Source organism: Vannielia sp. (assembly GCF_029212645.1).
Taxonomy (GTDB): domain Bacteria; phylum Pseudomonadota; class Alphaproteobacteria; order Rhodobacterales; family Rhodobacteraceae; genus Vannielia.
This window is the reverse complement of the sequence record NZ_JARGND010000001.1, coordinates 25842-43403: the sequence shown is the minus strand read 5'-3', so window position 1 is coordinate 43403 and position 17562 is coordinate 25842. Positions and strand designations below refer to the sequence as shown.

At 62.6% G+C, this 17562-nt stretch carries 19 protein-coding genes; 11 read left to right on the top strand and 8 right to left on the bottom strand.

Going from position 1 to position 17562, the window contains the following annotated elements; all coding sequences use genetic code 11:
• Window positions 1-54 precede the first annotated feature (54 nt).
• The gene (locus P1U55_RS00230; protein WP_301045434.1) at window positions 55-936 is read right to left on the bottom strand and encodes an AEC family transporter; all 882 of its coding nucleotides are present in this window, start codon (window positions 934-936) and stop codon (window positions 55-57) included.
• Window positions 937-1021: 85 nt separating this feature from the next.
• On the opposite strand from P1U55_RS00230, the gene hspQ reads away from it, so the two are divergent.
• The 4 genes from hspQ to P1U55_RS00210 all read left to right on the top strand — a co-directional run bounded on the left by hspQ (window position 1022) and on the right by P1U55_RS00210 (window position 2762).
• Window positions 1022-1348 (top strand): heat shock protein HspQ, encoded by a 327-nt coding sequence (hspQ, locus tag P1U55_RS00225; protein WP_301045433.1) that lies wholly within the window; start codon window positions 1022-1024, stop codon window positions 1346-1348.
• Window positions 1349-1407: 59 nt separating this feature from the next.
• Entirely contained in the window at window positions 1408-1707 is a 300-nt protein-coding gene (locus P1U55_RS00220) for a PAAR domain-containing protein (protein WP_301045432.1), read from the top strand.
• 192 nt (window positions 1708-1899) lie between these two features.
• Window positions 1900-2343 (top strand): type VI secretion system amidase effector protein Tae4, encoded by a 444-nt coding sequence (locus P1U55_RS00215; protein WP_301045431.1) that lies wholly within the window; start codon window positions 1900-1902, stop codon window positions 2341-2343.
• Between the two features lie 2 nt (window positions 2344-2345).
• Complete coding sequence (locus P1U55_RS00210; RefSeq protein ID WP_301045430.1) at window positions 2346-2762, top strand: hypothetical protein; 417 nt, start codon at window positions 2346-2348, stop codon at window positions 2760-2762.
• A gap of 10 nt (window positions 2763-2772) precedes the next feature.
• Here the strand turns inward: P1U55_RS00210 and pyrF are convergent, their stop codons facing one another.
• On the bottom strand, window positions 2773-3462 hold the full coding sequence (gene pyrF / locus P1U55_RS00205) for an orotidine-5'-phosphate decarboxylase (RefSeq protein ID WP_301045544.1): 690 nt from the start codon (window positions 3460-3462) through the stop codon (window positions 2773-2775).
• A 230-nt stretch (window positions 3463-3692) separates the two neighbouring features.
• Window positions 3693-4481, bottom strand: coding sequence for an exodeoxyribonuclease III (locus P1U55_RS00200; protein WP_301045429.1), 789 nt, complete (start codon window positions 4479-4481; stop codon window positions 3693-3695).
• Between the two features lie 93 nt (window positions 4482-4574).
• On the opposite strand from P1U55_RS00200, the gene P1U55_RS00195 reads away from it, so the two are divergent.
• Complete coding sequence (locus tag P1U55_RS00195; protein WP_301045428.1) at window positions 4575-5549, top strand: hypothetical protein; 975 nt, start codon at window positions 4575-4577, stop codon at window positions 5547-5549.
• A 117-nt stretch (window positions 5550-5666) separates the two neighbouring features.
• Here the strand turns inward: P1U55_RS00195 and P1U55_RS00190 are convergent, their stop codons facing one another.
• A complete protein-coding gene (locus P1U55_RS00190) occupies window positions 5667-6254 on the bottom strand; it encodes a L,D-transpeptidase family protein (protein WP_301045427.1) in 588 nt (195 codons plus the stop codon).
• A gap of 101 nt (window positions 6255-6355) precedes the next feature.
• Window positions 6356-7042 carry a response regulator transcription factor gene (locus tag P1U55_RS00185; RefSeq protein ID WP_301045426.1) on the bottom strand — a complete coding sequence of 229 codons (687 nt, stop codon included), beginning with the start codon at window positions 7040-7042 and terminating at the stop codon, window positions 6356-6358.
• Window positions 7043-7207: 165 nt separating this feature from the next.
• Between P1U55_RS00185 and ribA the strand changes: the two genes are divergently transcribed.
• Window positions 7208-8272, top strand: a complete 1065-nt coding sequence (ribA, locus tag P1U55_RS00180; RefSeq protein ID WP_301045543.1) for a GTP cyclohydrolase II — start codon at window positions 7208-7210, stop codon at window positions 8270-8272.
• Window positions 8272-8772: a L,D-transpeptidase family protein gene (locus tag P1U55_RS00175; protein ID WP_301045425.1), complete on the top strand. Its 501-nt coding sequence runs from the start codon at window positions 8272-8274 to the stop codon at window positions 8770-8772. Before ribA ends, P1U55_RS00175 begins: the two co-directional genes overlap by 1 nt.
• Window positions 8773-8776: 4 nt before the next feature.
• Here P1U55_RS00175 and P1U55_RS00170 read toward each other — a convergent pair whose 3' ends face one another.
• From P1U55_RS00170 to P1U55_RS00160, 3 genes are all read right to left on the bottom strand, one after another.
• Complete coding sequence (locus P1U55_RS00170) at window positions 8777-9430, bottom strand: YggS family pyridoxal phosphate-dependent enzyme (RefSeq protein WP_301045424.1); 654 nt, start codon at window positions 9428-9430, stop codon at window positions 8777-8779.
• Window positions 9420-10910, bottom strand: a complete 1491-nt coding sequence (locus tag P1U55_RS00165; RefSeq protein ID WP_301045423.1) for a tetratricopeptide repeat-containing sulfotransferase family protein — start codon at window positions 10908-10910, stop codon at window positions 9420-9422. The genes P1U55_RS00170 and P1U55_RS00165 overlap by 11 nt, the downstream gene beginning before the upstream one ends.
• 194 nt (window positions 10911-11104) lie before the next feature.
• Window positions 11105-12241 (bottom strand): porin, encoded by a 1137-nt coding sequence (locus P1U55_RS00160; protein ID WP_301045422.1) that lies wholly within the window; start codon window positions 12239-12241, stop codon window positions 11105-11107.
• 182 nt (window positions 12242-12423) lie between these two features.
• Between P1U55_RS00160 and P1U55_RS00155 the strand changes: the two genes are divergently transcribed.
• The 4 genes from P1U55_RS00155 to holA all read left to right on the top strand — a co-directional run bounded on the left by P1U55_RS00155 (window position 12424) and on the right by holA (window position 17102).
• Window positions 12424-12873 (top strand): DUF3576 domain-containing protein, encoded by a 450-nt coding sequence (locus tag P1U55_RS00155; RefSeq protein WP_301045421.1) that lies wholly within the window; start codon window positions 12424-12426, stop codon window positions 12871-12873.
• A gap of 119 nt (window positions 12874-12992) precedes the next feature.
• A complete protein-coding gene (gene leuS / locus P1U55_RS00150) occupies window positions 12993-15611 on the top strand; it encodes a leucine--tRNA ligase (RefSeq protein ID WP_301045420.1) in 2619 nt (872 codons plus the stop codon).
• On the top strand, window positions 15598-16086 hold the full coding sequence (gene lptE / locus P1U55_RS00145) for an LPS assembly lipoprotein LptE (RefSeq protein ID WP_301045419.1): 489 nt from the start codon (window positions 15598-15600) through the stop codon (window positions 16084-16086). The genes leuS and lptE overlap by 14 nt, the downstream gene beginning before the upstream one ends.
• Window positions 16083-17102, top strand: a complete 1020-nt coding sequence (gene holA, locus P1U55_RS00140) for a DNA polymerase III subunit delta (protein ID WP_301045418.1) — start codon at window positions 16083-16085, stop codon at window positions 17100-17102. Before lptE ends, holA begins: the two co-directional genes overlap by 4 nt.
• Window positions 17103-17562: the final 460 nt, after the last annotated feature.

Below are 17562 nucleotides of genomic sequence, written 5' to 3'. Positions count from 1 at the left end.
GGCAGGGCAAACGGGCAAAGCACGGGCCGCGATCACATTTCCCAGAGTTTGGTTTCAAACAAGGAAGGCCAGCGCGAGGGGCAGGAACAGCACCGAAAGCAGGGTAGAGGCCACAACCAGCCCCGCAACCGCCTGCGAATCTGCGCCAAAGCGCTCGGCCAACAGGTAGTTTGTCACCGCGATGGGGGTGATCATTTGCAGCACCAGCACCGCAAAAGGAATGCCCGTCAGGCCAAAGCCATAGCCCACGCCCACCGCAACCGCCGCACAAAGCGCCGCCTTGGCGATTGAGAGCCATATCGCGCGCCCAAAGTCTCCGGATGTCAGCCGCGCCACCGCCACGCCAAGGGTGATCAGCATCAGCGGAATGGCGACTTGCCCCAGCATGGTGAGCGTGTTGGTCAGCCAAACCGGGGTTTGCCAGCCCTGCCACAGGAAAAGCGCACCAAGAGCGGTGCCAATCACCACAGGCTCCTTGAGAGATTTCAGCGGATTGCCCCCGCCCGACACCAGCCAGATCCCAAAGGTAAAGCTCCAGATCGCCATGATCGCAAAGATCACCACGGCATAGCCCAGCCCCTCATCGCCAAACGCAAACAGCGCCAGCGGCATCCCAAGGTTGCCGGTATTGCCAAAGATGAGCGGCGCAAGGTAGGTGCGCTTGTCGAGCCCCAGTGCCACGGCCTTGGCGTAGACCAGCAAAGTGACAGCCCCGTAGGATACGATAGCGGCGAGTGAAACGGTGGTCAGCGACGCCGGATCAATCTCGGTTTTCATCAACGAGGTGAAGATCAGGCAGGGAATTCCCAGTGTCATCGTGAGCTTGGTGATAAAGCGCAACGGGTATTCATGGCCCAGTTTCACCCAGCCAACCCCAATTACGGCCAATATGAAAACCGGCGCGACAATTTGCGCCACTGTCAGTACAAGGTTCACACACTGTTTCCCTATTTTTGCGGGTGGATTCATGGACATCAGCCCCTACCTGCAATAATCATCGGGCCGTGGGGAGCGCAATGGAATGATGAACACACTGGCAAAATACCACCTCGGACAAGTGGTTAAACACCGTAAGCACCCGTTTCGCGGGGTGATTTTCGATGTCGATGCCATGTTTTCAAACTCTGACGAGTGGTATGAGGCGATTCCCGAAGAGAGCCGCCCCGAAAAGGACCAACCCTTCTACCATCTGCTCGCCGAGAACGATCAAAGCTATTATGTGGCTTATGTTTCCGAGCAGAACCTGATCGCCGATTACTCCGGCGAGCCGGTCGAGCACCCCGACCTCCCCGATCTGTTCGGCCCGTTCGAAGACGGCGTCTATCCGCTGCACTTCCAGCTGAATTGAGCTTGGCGGCCTGCCCGCCCGGCGTTAGGCTTGCTAGATCACACAAAGGTGGATGAGCGATGCCCAAAGTCACCCGTCTCGGCGATATCGGTAGCGGCCATGGCTGCCACTTCCCGCCAACCCCGGCTGTCAGCGCCTCTCCCGATGTGAATGCCAATGGCATCCCAGTTGTGCGACAGGGCGATGCCTACGCCCCCCACGCCTGCCCATGCTGCCCGGTCGGCCCGCATGGCCGCTCGCTCTCGGGCGGCTCCGGAACGGTCTATGTAAACGGCAAGCCCATGGGCCGGGTCGGCGATGCCATCGGCTGCGGCGGCAGCGCCAATGCCGGCTCGGGCGACGTATACGCTGGCGGCTGAAACACCGCTTTTCCATTCGGTGCGCATATCGCTATAGTAGATTCGGGGCAGCATTTGTCGCCCCGACGTTGCGGCGCCATTTCGCGCCCTTTTACTGGATTGATCACAAGGAGTTTCTGCAATGGCAGGTAAAGTCGGCACTGGCGGTGTCACCTTCAAGACCCCCTGGGACAACTACCCCGGCGGCACGCCGTGCGCGGGCCCGTTTCTGACCAATGCGCCATTCGTTTTTCCGAGGCGCTGATGGCCAATGGCGTGTCGATGTCGTCGTTTCGCGGCACCCGCTGCTGGGGCGATGACGACGACTACAACGGCAAGCACGCGATCCGCGCCGAAGAGATGGGCAACTGGCTTGCCGGGCAACCGATCCCCGGCATGGGGATGCGCGAAAAGATCGATCCGGCCACCTACCAGGACGATCTGGACGGGCGCACCGGCTTCATCTTCTTCAAGGACTACTGGCAGCGCGACGGCGAAACCTTCCAGAACCGTTCGGGCGACCATATCGACCTGTGGAACAAAACCCGCACCACCGGCAACTGGTTCAGCTGGTCGCGTAACCTGCAAGAGGCGCTCTCGGGCAGCGTGAGCGACCGGAACAAGGCCAAGGACATCTGGTTCTGGCAGGTGGATTGACCATGCGCTTCGTGATCGGGCTCATCCTGGGAATCGTCGTGGGCGGCGCGGCGGCGTGGTTTGCGCTGCCGGGCGGGGAGGGCCGCCTGGGCAGCTTCCCCGAGGAGGCGCTGCGCCCGGCGCTGCTCTCCGCCGCCGAGCCCATGATTAATGACCGGTGCTACCCCGAAGAGTGGGCCCCACCCGGCGGCTGGAAGGTGGCGGATTTCTTTCCCGACCTCACCGCTTTCCAGTCCACCCCATCGGCTGACAAATCGCTCGGGGGCAGTTGCGGGTTTCGGGGCGATAACCTCTGCACCCTCACCTACAGCCTCGCCAACGTAGAGGAGGACAAGGGCCAGAGCTGGAACCTGGGCTATAGCGTTGATCCCGCTACCGGCGCCCCGGTGCCCGGCAGCTTCGAGTATTTCGGCCTCTGAAGGCCCCGGCTCAGGGCAGCTCCGCCACAATCGCGCGGGCGGCATCTGCCGGGCTTTCGACCTGCCACACCGGGCGGCCTACCACGATATGATCGGCCCCCTGGCTTATGGCGAATTCCGGCGTGGCAATGCGCTTCTGGTCATCCGCCGCCGAGCCTGCGGGGCGCACACCGGGGGTGACGATCAGCTTGCCCTCAGCTTCCGCCAGGGCGCGGATCGCGGCGGCTTCCTGCGGTGAGGCGATCACCCCGTCTGCACCTGCGTCAAAGGCTCGCCCGGCGCGCTCCACCACCAGATCGGCCACATCCCCCGCCTTCATCAGCCCGGCGTCCAGATCGGCGCGATCGAGCGAGGTGAGGATGGTGACGGCGAGAATTTTCATCCCGCTGCCGCCACAACCCTCCTGCGCCGCCCGCACCACATGCGGATCGCCATGCACGGTGAGGAAATCCAGATCAAACTGCGCCAGCCCACGCACCGCGGACTCAACCGTCGCGCCAATGTCAAACAGCTTCATATCAAGGAAAATACGCTTGCCATGCTCGCTTTTCAGCTCATTGGCCAGCGCCAACCCGCCCCCGGTCAACATCCCTAAACCGATCTTGTAAAAGCTCACCGCATCCCCAAGCTGCTCCGCCAGTTCAAGCCCGGCCAGCGCATTGGGCACATCCATCGCCACAATAAGACGATCATCGGGCAGGCGGTTATGGGCGGTTGTGTCAATCATAAGAGGCGCTCCTGAGGCTTGGGGTTGCCCTGTCTATGCGCGGTTCAGCGCAGCTTACAAGGCCCGCCAAAAGAGATTTGAGCCTCCGGCGGGGATATTTACGGGAGCATTGAGAGGCAGACTACCGCGTCTCTCAATGCTCTCCAAATATCCCCGCCGGAGGCAAAATAAACAAAAGAATGCGCCGCAGGTGCGCTATTGGCTCACAGATCGAAGGTGGCGAACACCGGGGCATGGTCGGAGGGTTGCTCCCAGCCGCGCACATCGCGCAGAATGCGGCTGTTGTGAGCGGCGTTTGAAATATCGGGCGTGGCCCAGATGTGGTCCAACCGACGGCCCTTGTCGGCGGCGTCCCAATCGCGCGCGCGGTAGCTCCACCAGCTGTAAAGCAGCCCTTCGGGGATATCCTGGCGGGTGATATCCACCCATTTGCCCGCTTCCTGGGTTGCGGCCAGATGCTCCACTTCGACAGGGGTGTGTGACACGATCTTCAGCAGCTTCTTGTGATCCCACACATCGTCCTCGCGGGGCGCGATGTTGAGGTCGCCGACGAGGATCGCCTTTTCGGGGGTATCAGCGCGGAAGGCATCGCGCATTTCGGTGAGGTAATCCAGCTTCTGGCCAAACTTTTCGTTCACCTCCCGGTCGGGCTTGTCGCCCCCGGCGGGCACGTAAAAATTGTGGATGGTTACGCCGTTTTCGAGCTTGCCGGCGATATGGCGGGCGTGGCCGAGGGAGGCATAATCGGCGGCCCCCACCTCTTCGATCGGCATCTTCGAAAAGATCGCCACGCCGTTATAGCCCTTCTGCCCGCGTGCCACCATGTGGTGGTAGCCAAGTGCCTGAAACACCTCGGCCGGGAACTTCTCGACCGGGCTTTTGCACTCTTGCAGGCAGAGCACATCCGGGGCCTCTTCGCGCATCAGCCGGGCCACTAGCCCGGCGCGCAGCCGAACCGAATTAATGTTCCATGTTGCCAGTGTGAATGCCATGCCGCTCTCCCTCGTGGTTGCCCGTGGGCATAATCCGCGCCGCGCCGGGATGCCAGCCCTTGCACGCGCTTGGCCCGCTCGCGATAGTGGGGCATGAAAAAGTTTGTTGCCGCCGCCGCCCTTTTGTTCCTTACCCTCCCGGCCCGCGCCGCGCCTTTGCCGCAGGGGGATTACCTGCTTTCCACCCACCTGTGGACCAGCGCGATCCTGCCCTATTACATCCGCCTGCACGTTGAGGGCGACCGCGCCGAGTTGCATTATTTCACCACGCGCGCCCTCAATTGGAAGGAGTGCAAAAAAACCGGCGATTGCATTTACGATGCGGTGCTGTTGGACGCCAAGGCCGATGTGAGCAACGGCAGGCTCGCCCTGAGTAACATCACCTATGGCGATGCCACCCTGCTCGAAGACAAGGCCGAGGAACGCTACGGCTTGGCGGCGCAAACGATCTATGTAGCCCCCGTGCTCACCTTCCTTGAAGGGGCCGCGATCCGCGAGTCCGAAGCGGGTTTTACCGCCACGGGCGCAGGCCCGGCTTTGGAATTTCTGGCCGTCCCCGAGGGCGCTTGGGAGCAGTTGTCCTCTTGGACCTCCCACGCCGAATTCTCAATTGCCGAGATGGCGGGCTGTGAGGTAAAGGCGCTGGCTGCGCTCATCGCCAACCCGAACCCATCCTCTGGCGAAGCGCGGTATCAGCATGTTCTGAAAGGCATGGTTGTGCAGGGGCATCTCTTCAAGGAGATGCTTCGCTTAGCGGGTGGCACCCCTAGCATGGCAGACCGTGAAGCGGCACTGGAGGCGAATCTGTTGTCCATGTTCACGATCGGTGCTTACGGCCGTTACAAGGATGCGCCGTTGCCCTCAGAGCAGCAGATCATCGAAGATAACTGGCCAGGCTTCGGCAAGAAGGTTTTTGGCACACGCAAGGCTTATGAGGCCGCGATCGCGTCCTACAATGGCCATTTTTATCCGCTGGTCCAGTATCTTAGGTTCATGTCTGAACGCGAGCCCACCGTGGCCGATGCCTGCGCCGACCCGTCCTTTGGGTTCATCGCAGCGGGCAACTAAAGCATTCCGCCAAAAACCTGACTCACAGCTTTTGGCAGAGCGCAGTGCGAGGCAGGACTGTTGCGCGCGCCTCGCCTTTATCTGATGTCTCAGGTTAAAGGCGTGACGCTTAAGGCCCTACTCGACAATGGTAATCGGCGTGCCATTTGGCACCCGCGCCCAGATCTCGCGCATTTCCTCGTTGGTGACGGCGATGCAGCCATCGGTCCAGTCGTTCAGCAGGTGGCGGCTGCCAAGCCAGCCCCAGCCATTGGCAATGCCATGGATCATGATGTTCCCCCCCGGAGAAACGCCACGGGCTGCGGCCTGCGCCCTGTCCCCTGCATCAGGGTAAGAGATGTGCAGGCTGAGGTAGGCGATGGATTGATCGTTGCGCCAATCAATCGCGTAGGTGCCCACGGGGGTGCGCTCATCCCCCTCCTGCTGCTTGTGGCCCTCCGGCGCATCCCCCAGCGCCACCCTGTAGCTGGCAATCACCCCGCCGCTTTGGCGCAATTCAAGCCGCCGCTCTGATTTGTCGACGAAAATCGCATCGGCCTGCTCTGTGTGCGGGGCCATCGCAGGCGGCGTATCCGGCACCTTGCCGGGGAAGAACGCCGGGCGGGGCAGGGGGCGTGTGCCGCTATCGGTGGGCGCAAGCCATAGCCACGCCCCCGCGCCAACCACCACCAGCACCGAAAGCCCGGCGAGTATCTTCCAGCGCATCTGCCGCCCCTTTGCTATGCCAAAGGCCCGAAACGCGCGCGCTCCGGGCCTTTGCCGCTCATCTCACATCGCCCTCAGGCGCTCAACGGCACACCGTTCGATCACGCCACAAGGCGATAGCCGCCGCTCTCCGTCACCAGCAGCCGCGCGTTTGAAGGGTCCGGCTCGATCTTCTGGCGCAGGCGGTAAATGTGGGTCTCCAGCGTGTGCGTCGTCACACCCGCATTATAGCCCCAAACCTCGTGCAGCAGGATATCGCGCGGCACAACGCCCTCGCTCGCCCGGTAGAGAAACTTGAGAATGTTGGTCTCTTTCTCGGTCAGACGAATCTTCTTTTCGGCGTCATCCACCAGCATCTTCATCGACGGCTTGAAGGTATAGGGCCCAAGCTGGAACACCGCGTCTTCGCTTTGCTCATGTTGGCGAAGCTGGGCGCGGATGCGGGCCAGCAGCACCGGAAACTTGAACGGCTTGGTCACATAATCATTCGCGCCCGAATCAAGGCCAAGGATGGTGTCGGCATCGCTGGTCTGGCCGGTGAGCATCAGGATCGGGCATTTCACCCCCTGCTTGCGCATTAGTTTGCACAGCTCGCGCCCGTCCGTGTCCGGCAGGGCCACGTCAAGAATCACCAGATCGTAGATCGCGCTCTTGGCTTTTTCCATCGCGCCCGCGCCGTCTCCGGCTTCGAACACGTCAAAATCTTCGGTCATCACGAGCTGCTCGCTCAGCGCCTCGCGCAGGTCATCGTCATCATCGACGAGAAGAATCTTTTTCAGGTTGGCCATGTTTAGCCTCCTTTGGTTGCTGCTCTCGGATGTGTGAGCGGCACACGGCTTCGGCAAGATATGCGTCAACAAATTCACGCAAGCGTGTGCCCTAGGGCGGAAATGTTTCATTTTCCTACAAAAACGCTCTACACCTTCCCGGAGTTTTGCCTGAGAGATACCCGGATGAGCCTTGTACCCACCCCCCTTGAACTTCGCGCGCGCGCCCGCGCTGATCTGCGCCTTGGGCTGCCGGTGGTGCTTGACGGGCCGGAAGGCGCGGCGCTGGTTATTTCGGCCGAGCTTGTGAGTGCCGCGCGGCTGGCCGCCATGCCGGGGGCCTATCTGGCGATCACCGCGCGCCGCGCCGAAACCCTGAAGGCCCGCTGCTATGATGGCGACATTGCCCGCATTGCCCTCACCGGCGGGGCCGATTGGGTAGGGGCCATGGCCGATCCCGCGCGGGATTTGAACGCGCCAATGAAAGGCCCGTTTTCTTCCCTGCGTGGGCCAGAGGGCGCGCCGGGGCTGGCGCGCGCGGGCATCTGGCTCGCCAAGGAAGCCCGCCTGCTGCCCGCCGTGGTGGTTGCGCCGCTCACAGGCGAAGCGCCCGCTGGCCTCACCCGCATCAAAGCGCCCACCGCCCCAGAGTTGACCGCCCCGCCCAGCTATGGTGAGGCGATTTCGGCCCGCTTGCCCATGCACCTTGCGGGCGCGGGCCGCTTGCATGTGTTTCGCCCCGATGACGGCGGCGAGGAGCACTATGTTGCCGAAGTTGGCCGCCCGGACCGGGACGCGGCGGTGCTGACGCGCCTGCATTCTGCCTGCTTCACCGGCGATGTGCTCGGCTCGCTCAAATGCGATTGTGGCCCACAGCTTCACGCCGCGCTGGCGGCGATGAAGGCGGCGGGTGGCGGCATTTTGCTGTACCTCAACCAAGAGGGACGGGGGATTGGGCTTGCCAATAAAATGCGCGCCTATTCCCTGCAAGATCAAGGGTTTGATACCGTCGAAGCCAACCACCGCCTTGGCTTTGAGGATGACGAACGCGATTTTCGCATTGGCGCGGCGCTGCTGGCCAAAATGGGCATCGGCAAGGTCCGCCTGATGACAAATAATCCCGCCAAACTCGCCATGCTCGCCGAGCACGGCATCGAGGTGGTTGAGCGCGTTCCGCTCCATGTGGGCGAAACCGACCAGAACCGCGCCTACCTCGCCACCAAGGCGGCAAAGTCCGGCCATTTGCGGTGATGCGCCTCACCCCGCGTGGGCTGCTCTATGGCGGGCGGCGCTTTGCGGTTTCAATCGGCAAGGGCGGGATCACCGGCACCAAGCGGGAGGGCGATGGGGCCACGCCTGCCGCTCAACTCACCATTCTGGATTGTTTCTACCGGGCTGACCGTGTGCCGCCCCCCGCGCCATGGGCCATCCCCATCGGCCCGCGTGATCTCTGGTCAGACGCGCCCGAGGACGCGGCTTACAACAGCCTCGTAAAAGCGCCCTACCGCCCCAGCGCCGAGCGGATGCGCCGCGCCGATCACCTTTATGATATTGTCCTGACAACGGATTGGAACTGGCCCGCGACGCCCGGCAAAGGCTCGGCCATTTTCCTGCACCGCTGGCGCAAACCCGGCCACCCAACCGAGGGCTGCCTTGCCTTCGCACCTGCCGATATTGCCTGGATTGCTGCGCGCGCCGCGCCCGGCGCGGGGCTGCTCATCCCGCGCCAACACCCTGCTTTCAAAGAATAAAAGCCTAGCCCGCCACCCGCGCGCCAAAAATGGCGGAACCCACGCGCACATGGGTCGCCCCCAGCGCAATCGCCTGCTCGAAATCCGCGCTCATGCCCATGCTAAGGCCCTCCAGCCCGTTGCGCGCCGCCATCTTGGCGAGCAGCGCAAAATGCAGGCTTGGCTCCTCATCCACCGGAGGGATGCACATGAGGCCCTTCACCGGCAGAGACAGCATCCGGCACTCCGCCACAAAGCCATCCACATCAGCGGGCAGGCAACCGGCCTTTTGATCTTCTTCGCCGGTGTTCACCTGCACAAAAAGGTCAGGGCAGCGGCCCAGCTCATCGGCCAGCCGGGCAATGGTGGCGGCGATCTTGCGGCGATCAACCGTGTGGATCGCGTCAAACAACTCCATCGCCACGCGGGCCTTGTTGCTTTGCAGCGGACCGATCAGATGCAGCTCAACCCCTTCAAAGCGCTCGCGGAAATCGGGCCACTTGCCCTGCGCTTCCTGCACCCGGTTTTCGCCAAACACCCGGTGCCCCTGCTCCAGAACAGCCTCAACCCGCGCGTTGGGCTGCACCTTGCTCACCGCGATCAGGCTCACCGTATCCGCATCGCGCCCGGCCTCCTTGCAGGCCGCCGCGATGCGCGTCTTGATCTCTTCAAGCCCCATCCGGCAACAGCCCTTCCTTATCCAGCGCTTCGATCAGCGGGGTGATATCATCGCCGTATTTCTCCCATGCCCGCTTTGAGGTTTTATACACCGGCTGGCGCGCCTGGCTGAGCGACAGCGTGCGCACCGCGCGCTTTTGCTGCCAGTATTCAAGGCAACCGTCCTCCCACTCCAGCCCGGCAGCGGCGACCAGCTCACGGGCCTTCACCTCAGGGTCTTCGACCAGCTCTTCATAAGGCATCATCGTAAAGGCATCGGGGGCCTCGGCGCGCCAGAAGTCCAGCACCCGGTGGTAGCTCTTGAGGTAATCCACCAGATCCTCGATCCGGTTGGTGTAGGTGTGGGTGCCCTCGGGGAACACGTTCTTGAACATCGACAGCAGGTTATCGCGCGGGTCACGGTCCATCACCACGATTCGGGCGTTAGGAATAGCGCGGCGGATAACGCCGATATAATGCCACGAACTCACCGATTTATCGGTGATAACCTCACCAAACGAGAAGCGACGGCGCAACCGGCGCTGGTAGGAGTCGCGCACCGCAATCAGGTCTTCGGCGGTAAAAGCGCTGATCGGGGCAAAGCCCTCCTTGGTGTGCCTTCGACCCACATCAGCAATCGCGGCGCCAATCTCGGTGGCCTCGCCAAGCGGCGTTACCGCGCTGTGCGCGCCAACAATCTGCTCGGCCAGCGTGGTGCCAGAGCGCGGCAGGCCCGTGATGAAGATCGGCCTGAAGCTGTCATCCGCCTCCACCGGCTGCTCACCCCAGTCAACGCCTTCCATCGCCCCAAGCAACCCGTCCACCTCGGCCTCGCGAAAGGCGGGATCATAGGGGGCGATTTTGTTCATCTCATGGTTTCCGCTGCGCAGGTAGCTCCAGGCGCGCGGGAAATCCCCCACATCCTCAAGCGCCTTGCCAAGGGCAAAGTCGAGGTTGGCCTGGTGGCGGGGTTCCAGCTTTTTGCTGGCGTCCAGCGCCTCCATCTCGGCAAGCAGCGGATCATTCGGCTTGATCTTGCGGCCGGTCACCATCATCCGATAGAGAACGCCGTTCTTTGGCTGCTGCTTGAGGCAACGGCGCATCTCTGCCTCGGCCTTTTCAAACTCACCAAACCTCTGGAGCTGGATCGCCAGTTCGCTGCGGGCGGCAAAGTCATCCGGCACGATCTTGAGCAGCGTGCGCAGGCTTTTGATCGCGGCCTCCACCTCCTCGGCGTGTGCCAGTGCAAAGGCGTAATCGCGCAGCACGGTTGGCTCTTTGGGCTTCAACTTTTGCGCCTTGGCCAGCGCGATCACGGCGGCGCGGCGGTCTCCGACTTTCACGGCGATGCGGCCCATCTGCCAATGCGCCTCGGCGGTCTGGGGCCGGGCCTTGACGATGGCAAGGTAAATCGCATGCGCCTCGCGCAGCTTGCCTGCCTTTTGCAGCTTCATCGCGCGTTGGTAGGCGGCGGGGATCAGTTTTACGTTTATCTCGGTCATGCAGGCGGGCTCCGGGCCATTCGGGATTGCGCCAGTGCTACCACGCCCGCGCCCACAAGTGAATCCGCCTCAGTGCAAAAGGCAGGCGCGCAGGCGGTTTGCACGGGCCTCTATTGCGGGCCTCACAATTTTGGGCCCCCAAAACGAAAAGAGCGGACCAAAAGGCCCGCTCTTCCCAGATAAGGTTGATAACCTTAGAAGGCCATCGTCAGGCCGAGCGACCAGTGGTCGGTGTCGGTGGTGCCGTTGTCGGATACAGCGTAGCCGAGGTTAACAGCAGCGCCGCCGCCGAGGTCGTAAGCAGCCGTCAGGCCAAAGCCGGTGATGGGATCAGCAAACGCATCGGAGTCGTACTGACCGTAGTTCAGGTGCACCGCGAAGGCGTCCATTGCGTAGCCGAAGCCAACGCCAACGTGGGTCACGTCTTCGTCGCCGGACACAGCAGCGAACTGCGTGTAGGCGAGGCCAGCCGAAAGGCCGTTGTCGAACGCGGTGGTTACCGAGAAGCCGACAGCGGACTCGAGGTCTTCACCGGTGCAGATGTTGCCAACGCAGGAGCGACCGGTGTTTTCGTCGATCGCCTGGTAACCAAGGCCAAGGGCAAGGTCGAGGCCAGCAAGGTTAGCGTTGTACTTGAAACCAACTGCGTAACCGGCGTCCAGAGAGCCAGTGTCGTCCAGCTCAACCGAGAGAGCCACGCCGAAATCACCGAAGGTGTTGTCGTAGCGCAGGATCTGGCCGTCGTACGAACCGTCGAGGTACGAACCGAGGTAACCCCAGTGCAGGGTCTCGTTATCAGCGATCGAACCGGGGTTGGCAACGTTGCCACCTTCGGTCAGGGCCCAGTCCATAGCGCCGTCGGTGTCACCCATGGTGACGGTGCCGAAGTTGCCGGAGATGAAGACCGTGAAGTCAGCCCACTGAGTGGAAGTTGCAACGTCAACGGGGTCGTTGCCGGCCAAGCTCATGTCAACGGCATCGTCCAGGTCGATGGTTGCGCCGAAAGTCAGGCCGCCATCGGTTTCGCCGGACAGGCTGAAGCGAACGTCAACCGACTGGATGAACTGCGTCTCGATGCCGTCACCGCCAAGAAGACCCATCTCGGCAGAACCCGAGAGCGAAACTTCAGCCGAGGCAGCGCCAGCAAAGGCGACCAGCGCGGTCGAAGTGAGAAGAACCTTTTTCATCGTGTTTCCCTCGTCATAAAAGGTTTGCTCAATCGGAGAATCCGTATTGAACGTGTAAGGGTGTTTCGCTCTTTCAGCATGTGATTGCAACAATGCCCAAATCACATGCAGGGGCATCGCTGCCGGATGGTGCAAACCTGCCACAGTAACCAGCGCCGCCCCTGTTAAGCTTGGGGGCAAAAAGCCTTGTGAGGGCTGCTAGGCTCCGGTAGACAAGCAAAAAAGGGCGAGAGGGGCAGTTTCCAATGACCTTCCAGAAATGGCTTCGGGCAGGGATTCTTGCAGCAACGGCAGCGTTGTTGGCAGGATGTGGCGCAACACAGCGTATGGGCGATAGCATGAGCGGCTCCTCGGGAGGTGTGCGTAATGCCCCCCGCCAGGAACCCGAGCGTGATGCCGCTGGCCGCGAGATCTATGATGGTAAGGTGCGCCAGTCCACGGTCTGGGATCTGTTCAACAATAACGACGATCCCAACACCACCGTCGCGGTGAACAAGTATATCTGGAAAGCCTCGCTTGAAGTGCTCAACTTCATGCCGATCCAGTCGGTTGATCCGTTCACGGGTGTGATCGTCATGGGTTACGGCACGCCGCCGGGCGGTGGCCGCGCTTACCGCGCCACTGTTTATGTGCAGGATCCGGCGCTGGATGCCCGTTCGCTCAAGGTTGCGCTGCAATCGCGCGGCGGTTCGGTCAGTGCAGATACGGTGCGCGCTGTCGAGGATGCCATCCTCACCCGCGCCCGTCAGTTGCGCATTCAAGACAGCAAGCTCTAGGCATCGGCGCGGTGGGGGGCTTGCCCGCCACCCAAACGGCCCGCCAACCCGCTGGACCCTGCGCCCCCCGCGTTCTAAACACGCGGGAACAGCAGACACTCCCGCAGGATTGCACTCACATGACCCGATTCACCCCCGCCGAGATCGAACCCAAGTGGCAAAAAGCCTGGGACGAGGCCGGCACCTTCACCGCCACCCGCGATGAAAGCCGCCCCAAGTATTATGTGCTGGAGATGTTTCCCTATCCATCGGGGCGCATCCACATCGGCCATGTGCGCAACTATGCGATGGGCGATCTGGTGGCGCGCTACAAGCGGGCGCAGGGGTTCAACGTGCTGCACCCGATGGGCTTTGATGCCTTCGGGATGCCCGCCGAGAATGCCGCCATGGCCTCGGGCGGCCACCCAAAGGACTGGACCGAGGCCAACATCAAGGAGATGGTCCGCCAGATGAAGCCGCTGGGCTTTTCCCTCGATTGGTCGCGCCAGCTCGCCACGTGTGAGCCTGAGTATTACGGCCAGCAACAGGCGCTGTTCCTCGATATGCTGGAGGCGGGCTTCATTGATCGCAAGGCCGCCACCGTCAACTGGGACCCGGTTGATATGACCGTGCTGGCCAACGAGCAGGTGATTGATGGCAAGGGCTGGCGCTCGGGGGCCGAGGTTGAGCGGCGTGAACTCACCCAGTGGTTCTTCAAGATTTCCGACATGGCCGATGAGCTGCTTGAGGCGCTCGACGGGCTGAAAGACTGGCCCGAAAAGGTGCGCCTGATGCAGGCCAACTGGATCGGCAAATCGCGCGGCCTGCAATTTGGATTCGAGCGCACCGACAGCGCCGACATAATAGATGTATATACAACCCGCCCCGATACCCTGCTCGGCGCAAGCTTTGTGGGCATCTCGCCCGACCACCCGATTGCCAAGGCGCTTGAGGCCGAAAACCCCGAAGCCGCTGAGTTTATCGCTGAATGTCGCCGCGGCGGCACCACCGAAGAGGCCATTGAAACCGGCGAGAAACTGGGGATGGACACCGGGTTGCGCGTCAAGCACCCGCTTGATCCCTCCTGCGAGCTGCCGGTCTGGATCGCCAACTTCATCCTGATGGACTATGGCACCGGCGCAATCTTCGGCTGCCCCGCCCATGACCAGCGTGACCTTGATTTCTGCCGCAAATACGATCTCCCGGTTGTTGAAACCTTCACGCCGCTCGGCACCGAGCGCGCGCCGCTGGAGGTGCTCGACCTTGAGCTTGATGAAAACGGCATCGGCACCCACGAAGGCAAAAAGTATTTCCGCGTGCAGGACGAGGCCTACACCCCGCCCAAGGGCGAAAAAGTGCACTTTGCCAACCACTTCACCGGCCTCACCGAGGCCACCGGCGATGAGGCGATTGATGCCACCATCGCTCTGGCCGAGCGCGATGGCTGGGGCCGTGGCGTCACCAAGTTCCGGCTGCGGGATTGGGGCCTGTCGCGCCAGCGCTACTGGGGCTGCCCGATTCCCGTGGTGCATTGCCCCACCTGCGGCGTGGTGCCCGAGGCCAAGGAAAACCTGCCGATCGAGCTGCCTTACGATGAGGACGGCAAGGCGATTGATTTCTCGATCCCCGGCAACCCGCTGGACCGCCACCCAACATGGCGCAACACCACCTGCCCCAAATGCGGCGGCGCGGCCGAGCGCGAAACCGATACCATGGATACCTTCGTCGATTCCTCGTGGTATTTCGCCCGCTTCACCGCCCCCCATGCCACGACACCCACCGTGGCCGAGGATGCCGAGTATTGGATGAACGTCGATCAATATATCGGCGGCGTCGAGCACGCGATCCTGCACCTGCTCTACTCACGCTTCTTTGCCCGCGCCATGGTGCGCACCGGCCACCTGCCCGAGAAGGCCAGCGAACCGTTCAACGCGCTGTTCACCCAAGGCATGGTGACACACGCGATCTACAAAACCACCAGCGCCGAGGGCCGCCCGGTGTATCACTACCCCGAGCAGGTAGAGCTGCGTGATGATGCGGCCTTCCTGGCAGATGGCACCAAGGTAGAGGTCACCCCCTCTGCCAAGATGTCGAAATCAAAGAACAATGTCGTTGATCCGCTCAACATCATCGCAAGCTATGGTGCCGATACCGCCCGCTGGTTTGTCATGTCCGATAGCCCTCCCGAGCGCGATGTCGAGTGGACAGCCTCTGGCGCCGAAGCCAGCTTCAAGCACCTTGGCCGGGTCTGGCGTCTCGCCACCGAAATCGCCGCCGAAGGCGAAGGCACCCCCGATGAGGCGCTGCAAAAAGCGCTGCACCGCACCATCGCCGATGTGACCGAGGCGATCGAGGGCTTCCAGTTCAACGCCGCCATCGCCAAGCTCTACGCCTTCACCAACACGCTGGCCAAATCCAATGGCAGCCGCCGCGAGGCCATGCTGGGCCTGGCCAAGCTGATGTCTCCGATGACCCCCCACCTGGCCGAGGAAATCTGGGCCACGCTCTCGGGCGAGGGCCTCATCGCCAATGCCCCCTGGCCCGTCGCCGACCCGGCCCTGCTGGTCGAAGACACGGTAACCCTGCCGATCCAGATCAACGGCAAACGCCGCGCAGAAATCAGCGTGCCTGCGGACATGCCGAAAGAAGAGGTTGAAAAGCTGGCGCTGGCCGAAAAGGCTGTGCAACGTGTGCTTGATGGCAAGCCGCCGAAAAAGGTGATCGTGGTGCCGGGACGGATCGTGAATGTGGTGGCGTAACGCCCTCTCGCTGCTGGGCGCGGCGCTGCTGCTGGCCTCCTGCGGCTTTGCCCCGCTCTATGGGCCGGGCGGGCCGGGTGACACCCTGCACAACCGCCTTGAGCTGGCCGCGCCGACCACCACCAATGAGTTCACCTTTGTGAACCGGGTCGAAACCCGACTTGGCCGCGCCGCCTCGGCGCCGATGCGGGTGGACTATGAGATCACCACCAGCCGCACCGGCGGGGCGATCACCGCCGATCAGGAAACTCAGCGCCACGCCCTCTCCGGCACCGTCACCTATAAGGTCGTCGATACCGCCAGCGGCGCGGTGCTTTCCACCGGCACCACCCAGAATTTCACCTCCTATTCCGCCACTGGCACCACCGTTGCCACCGGCACCGCAGAGCGCGATGCCCACAAACGGCTGATGGTGATCCTCGCCGACCAGATGGTCACCCACCTGATGGCGACTGCCGAAACCTTCCTGCCATGAAGCTCTCTCCCCGTGACGCCAACGCGTTTTTTGCCAAGCCCACGCCGGGGCCGGGCATCCTGATTTCGGGGGCCGATCCGATGCGCGTCGCGCTCAAACGGCAGGATCTGGTGAAGGCGCTGATCGGCCCGCAAGGCGAGGAAGAGATGCGCCTCACCCGGCTCAACGGCTCCGATCTGCGCTCCAATCCCTCGCACCTGCTCGATGCCGTCCGCGCGCCCTCCTTCTTCCCCGGCCCCCGCGCCGTGCATATCGAGGGCGCCACCGATGGGCTGACCGCGCTGTTCCAAACCACCCTGACCGATTGGCAGGAGGGCGACGGCATGATCGTGGCCACCGCCGGGGCGCTCAAGGCCAGCTCCAAGCTGCGCAAACTCTTCGAAAAAGACCCCCGCGCCCGCTTCACCACCATCTACGATGATCCGCCCTCGGCTGGTGAAATCAAGGAGCGCCTCACCGCCGCTGGCCTCTCTCAGGTGGACAGCGCCGCGATGGAGGCGATGGTCTCGCTCGCCGCCCATATTGATCCCGGCGATCTGCGCCAGTTCATCGAAAAGCTGTCAATCTACAAAATCGGCGATCCCGCGCCGCTCTCGGCTGATGATATCGCCGCGCTCGCCCCGGCAGACCTTGAGGCAGGGGTCGATGATCTGCTCAACGCCGCCGCCGAGTCGCGCCAGGATCAAATCGGCCCGCTGATGCGGCGGCTTGAGGGGCAGGGGATCAACCCCACCACGCTTTGCATCATGGCCGGGATGCACTTTCGCGCGCTGCACGCCGCCGCCTCCGATCCCGGTGGCGCGGCGCAGGGCATCGCCCGCGCCCGCCCGCCCATCTTCGGTCCCCGGCGGGATCGGATGATCCGGCAGGCGCAAAACTGGGGGGTGAACCGGCTGGAACGGGCGCTCGACCTGCTCCTAGATACCGATCTCGCCCTGCGCTCCGCCGGGCAGACTGCGCCGCAAATGGCCCGTGTCGAGCGCGCCATGATCCGCCTTTCGATGATGCCCCGCTAGGGGCGGCGTCGGTCGCGGCGTTAACCTGTTTCCATCGTGTCAAATGACATGTGCATAGGATGTGCATGGGTTGTGTATCGGTTGTGGCCCTTCGCTTTTTGGGATTAACGGCGGCCTTTTCGGGCCGCAACACCGCCAAATCGGCGCAAAAACGGCCCAAAACACCCCTCAGAGTTGACAGTTCGCACTTTCACGGCCAACACTTTGGGTGTCGGATCGGCATGGCCCCCACATGATGCGGGGCATCCCAGGCAAGCCGATCCGACGATACGACCGGAGGGCCCATGAGAGACCCCGAGCAGCCAGAGCCAAACAGCCCCCGCGCCATGCGGCCCTATCATATGCAGATCGCCTTCATGGTCGGCTCCTTCGTGGTGCTGGCGGTGGGGCTTGCGGTGTTTCAGCCCGGTGCCGTGCGGCCTGAAGACGGGGCGCTTTTGCGCCCCTCGAAACAGGCCGA

Excerpts from the sequence above, each read along its gene's own strand:
- P1U55_RS00210 (WP_301045430.1), top strand. The coding sequence starts at position 2,346 with ATGCGCTTCGTGATCGGGCTCATCCTGGGAATCGTCGTGGGCGGCGCG.
- lptE (WP_301045419.1), top strand. The coding sequence starts at position 15,598 with ATGTGGTGGCGTAACGCCCTCTCGCTGCTGGGCGCGGCGCTGCTGCTG.
- P1U55_RS00185 (WP_301045426.1), bottom strand. The coding sequence starts at position 7,042 with ATGGCCAACCTGAAAAAGATTCTTCTCGTCGATGATGACGATGACCTG.
- leuS (WP_301045420.1), top strand. The coding sequence starts at position 12,993 with ATGACCCGATTCACCCCCGCCGAGATCGAACCCAAGTGGCAAAAAGCC.
- P1U55_RS00165 (WP_301045423.1), bottom strand. The coding sequence starts at position 10,910 with ATGACCGAGATAAACGTAAAACTGATCCCCGCCGCCTACCAACGCGCG.
- P1U55_RS00155 (WP_301045421.1), top strand. The coding sequence starts at position 12,424 with ATGGGCGATAGCATGAGCGGCTCCTCGGGAGGTGTGCGTAATGCCCCC.
- P1U55_RS00190 (WP_301045427.1), bottom strand. The coding sequence starts at position 6,254 with ATGCGCTGGAAGATACTCGCCGGGCTTTCGGTGCTGGTGGTGGTTGGC.
- P1U55_RS00170 (WP_301045424.1), bottom strand. The coding sequence starts at position 9,430 with ATGGGGCTTGAAGAGATCAAGACGCGCATCGCGGCGGCCTGCAAGGAG.
- P1U55_RS00195 (WP_301045428.1), top strand. The coding sequence starts at position 4,575 with ATGAAAAAGTTTGTTGCCGCCGCCGCCCTTTTGTTCCTTACCCTCCCG.
- P1U55_RS00175 (WP_301045425.1), top strand. The coding sequence starts at position 8,272 with ATGCGCCTCACCCCGCGTGGGCTGCTCTATGGCGGGCGGCGCTTTGCG.
- P1U55_RS00220 (WP_301045432.1), top strand. The coding sequence starts at position 1,408 with ATGCCCAAAGTCACCCGTCTCGGCGATATCGGTAGCGGCCATGGCTGC.
- P1U55_RS00200 (WP_301045429.1), bottom strand. The coding sequence starts at position 4,481 with ATGGCATTCACACTGGCAACATGGAACATTAATTCGGTTCGGCTGCGC.
- ribA (WP_301045543.1), top strand. The coding sequence starts at position 7,208 with ATGAGCCTTGTACCCACCCCCCTTGAACTTCGCGCGCGCGCCCGCGCT.
- hspQ (WP_301045433.1), top strand. The coding sequence starts at position 1,022 with ATGATGAACACACTGGCAAAATACCACCTCGGACAAGTGGTTAAACAC.
- holA (WP_301045418.1), top strand. The coding sequence starts at position 16,083 with ATGAAGCTCTCTCCCCGTGACGCCAACGCGTTTTTTGCCAAGCCCACG.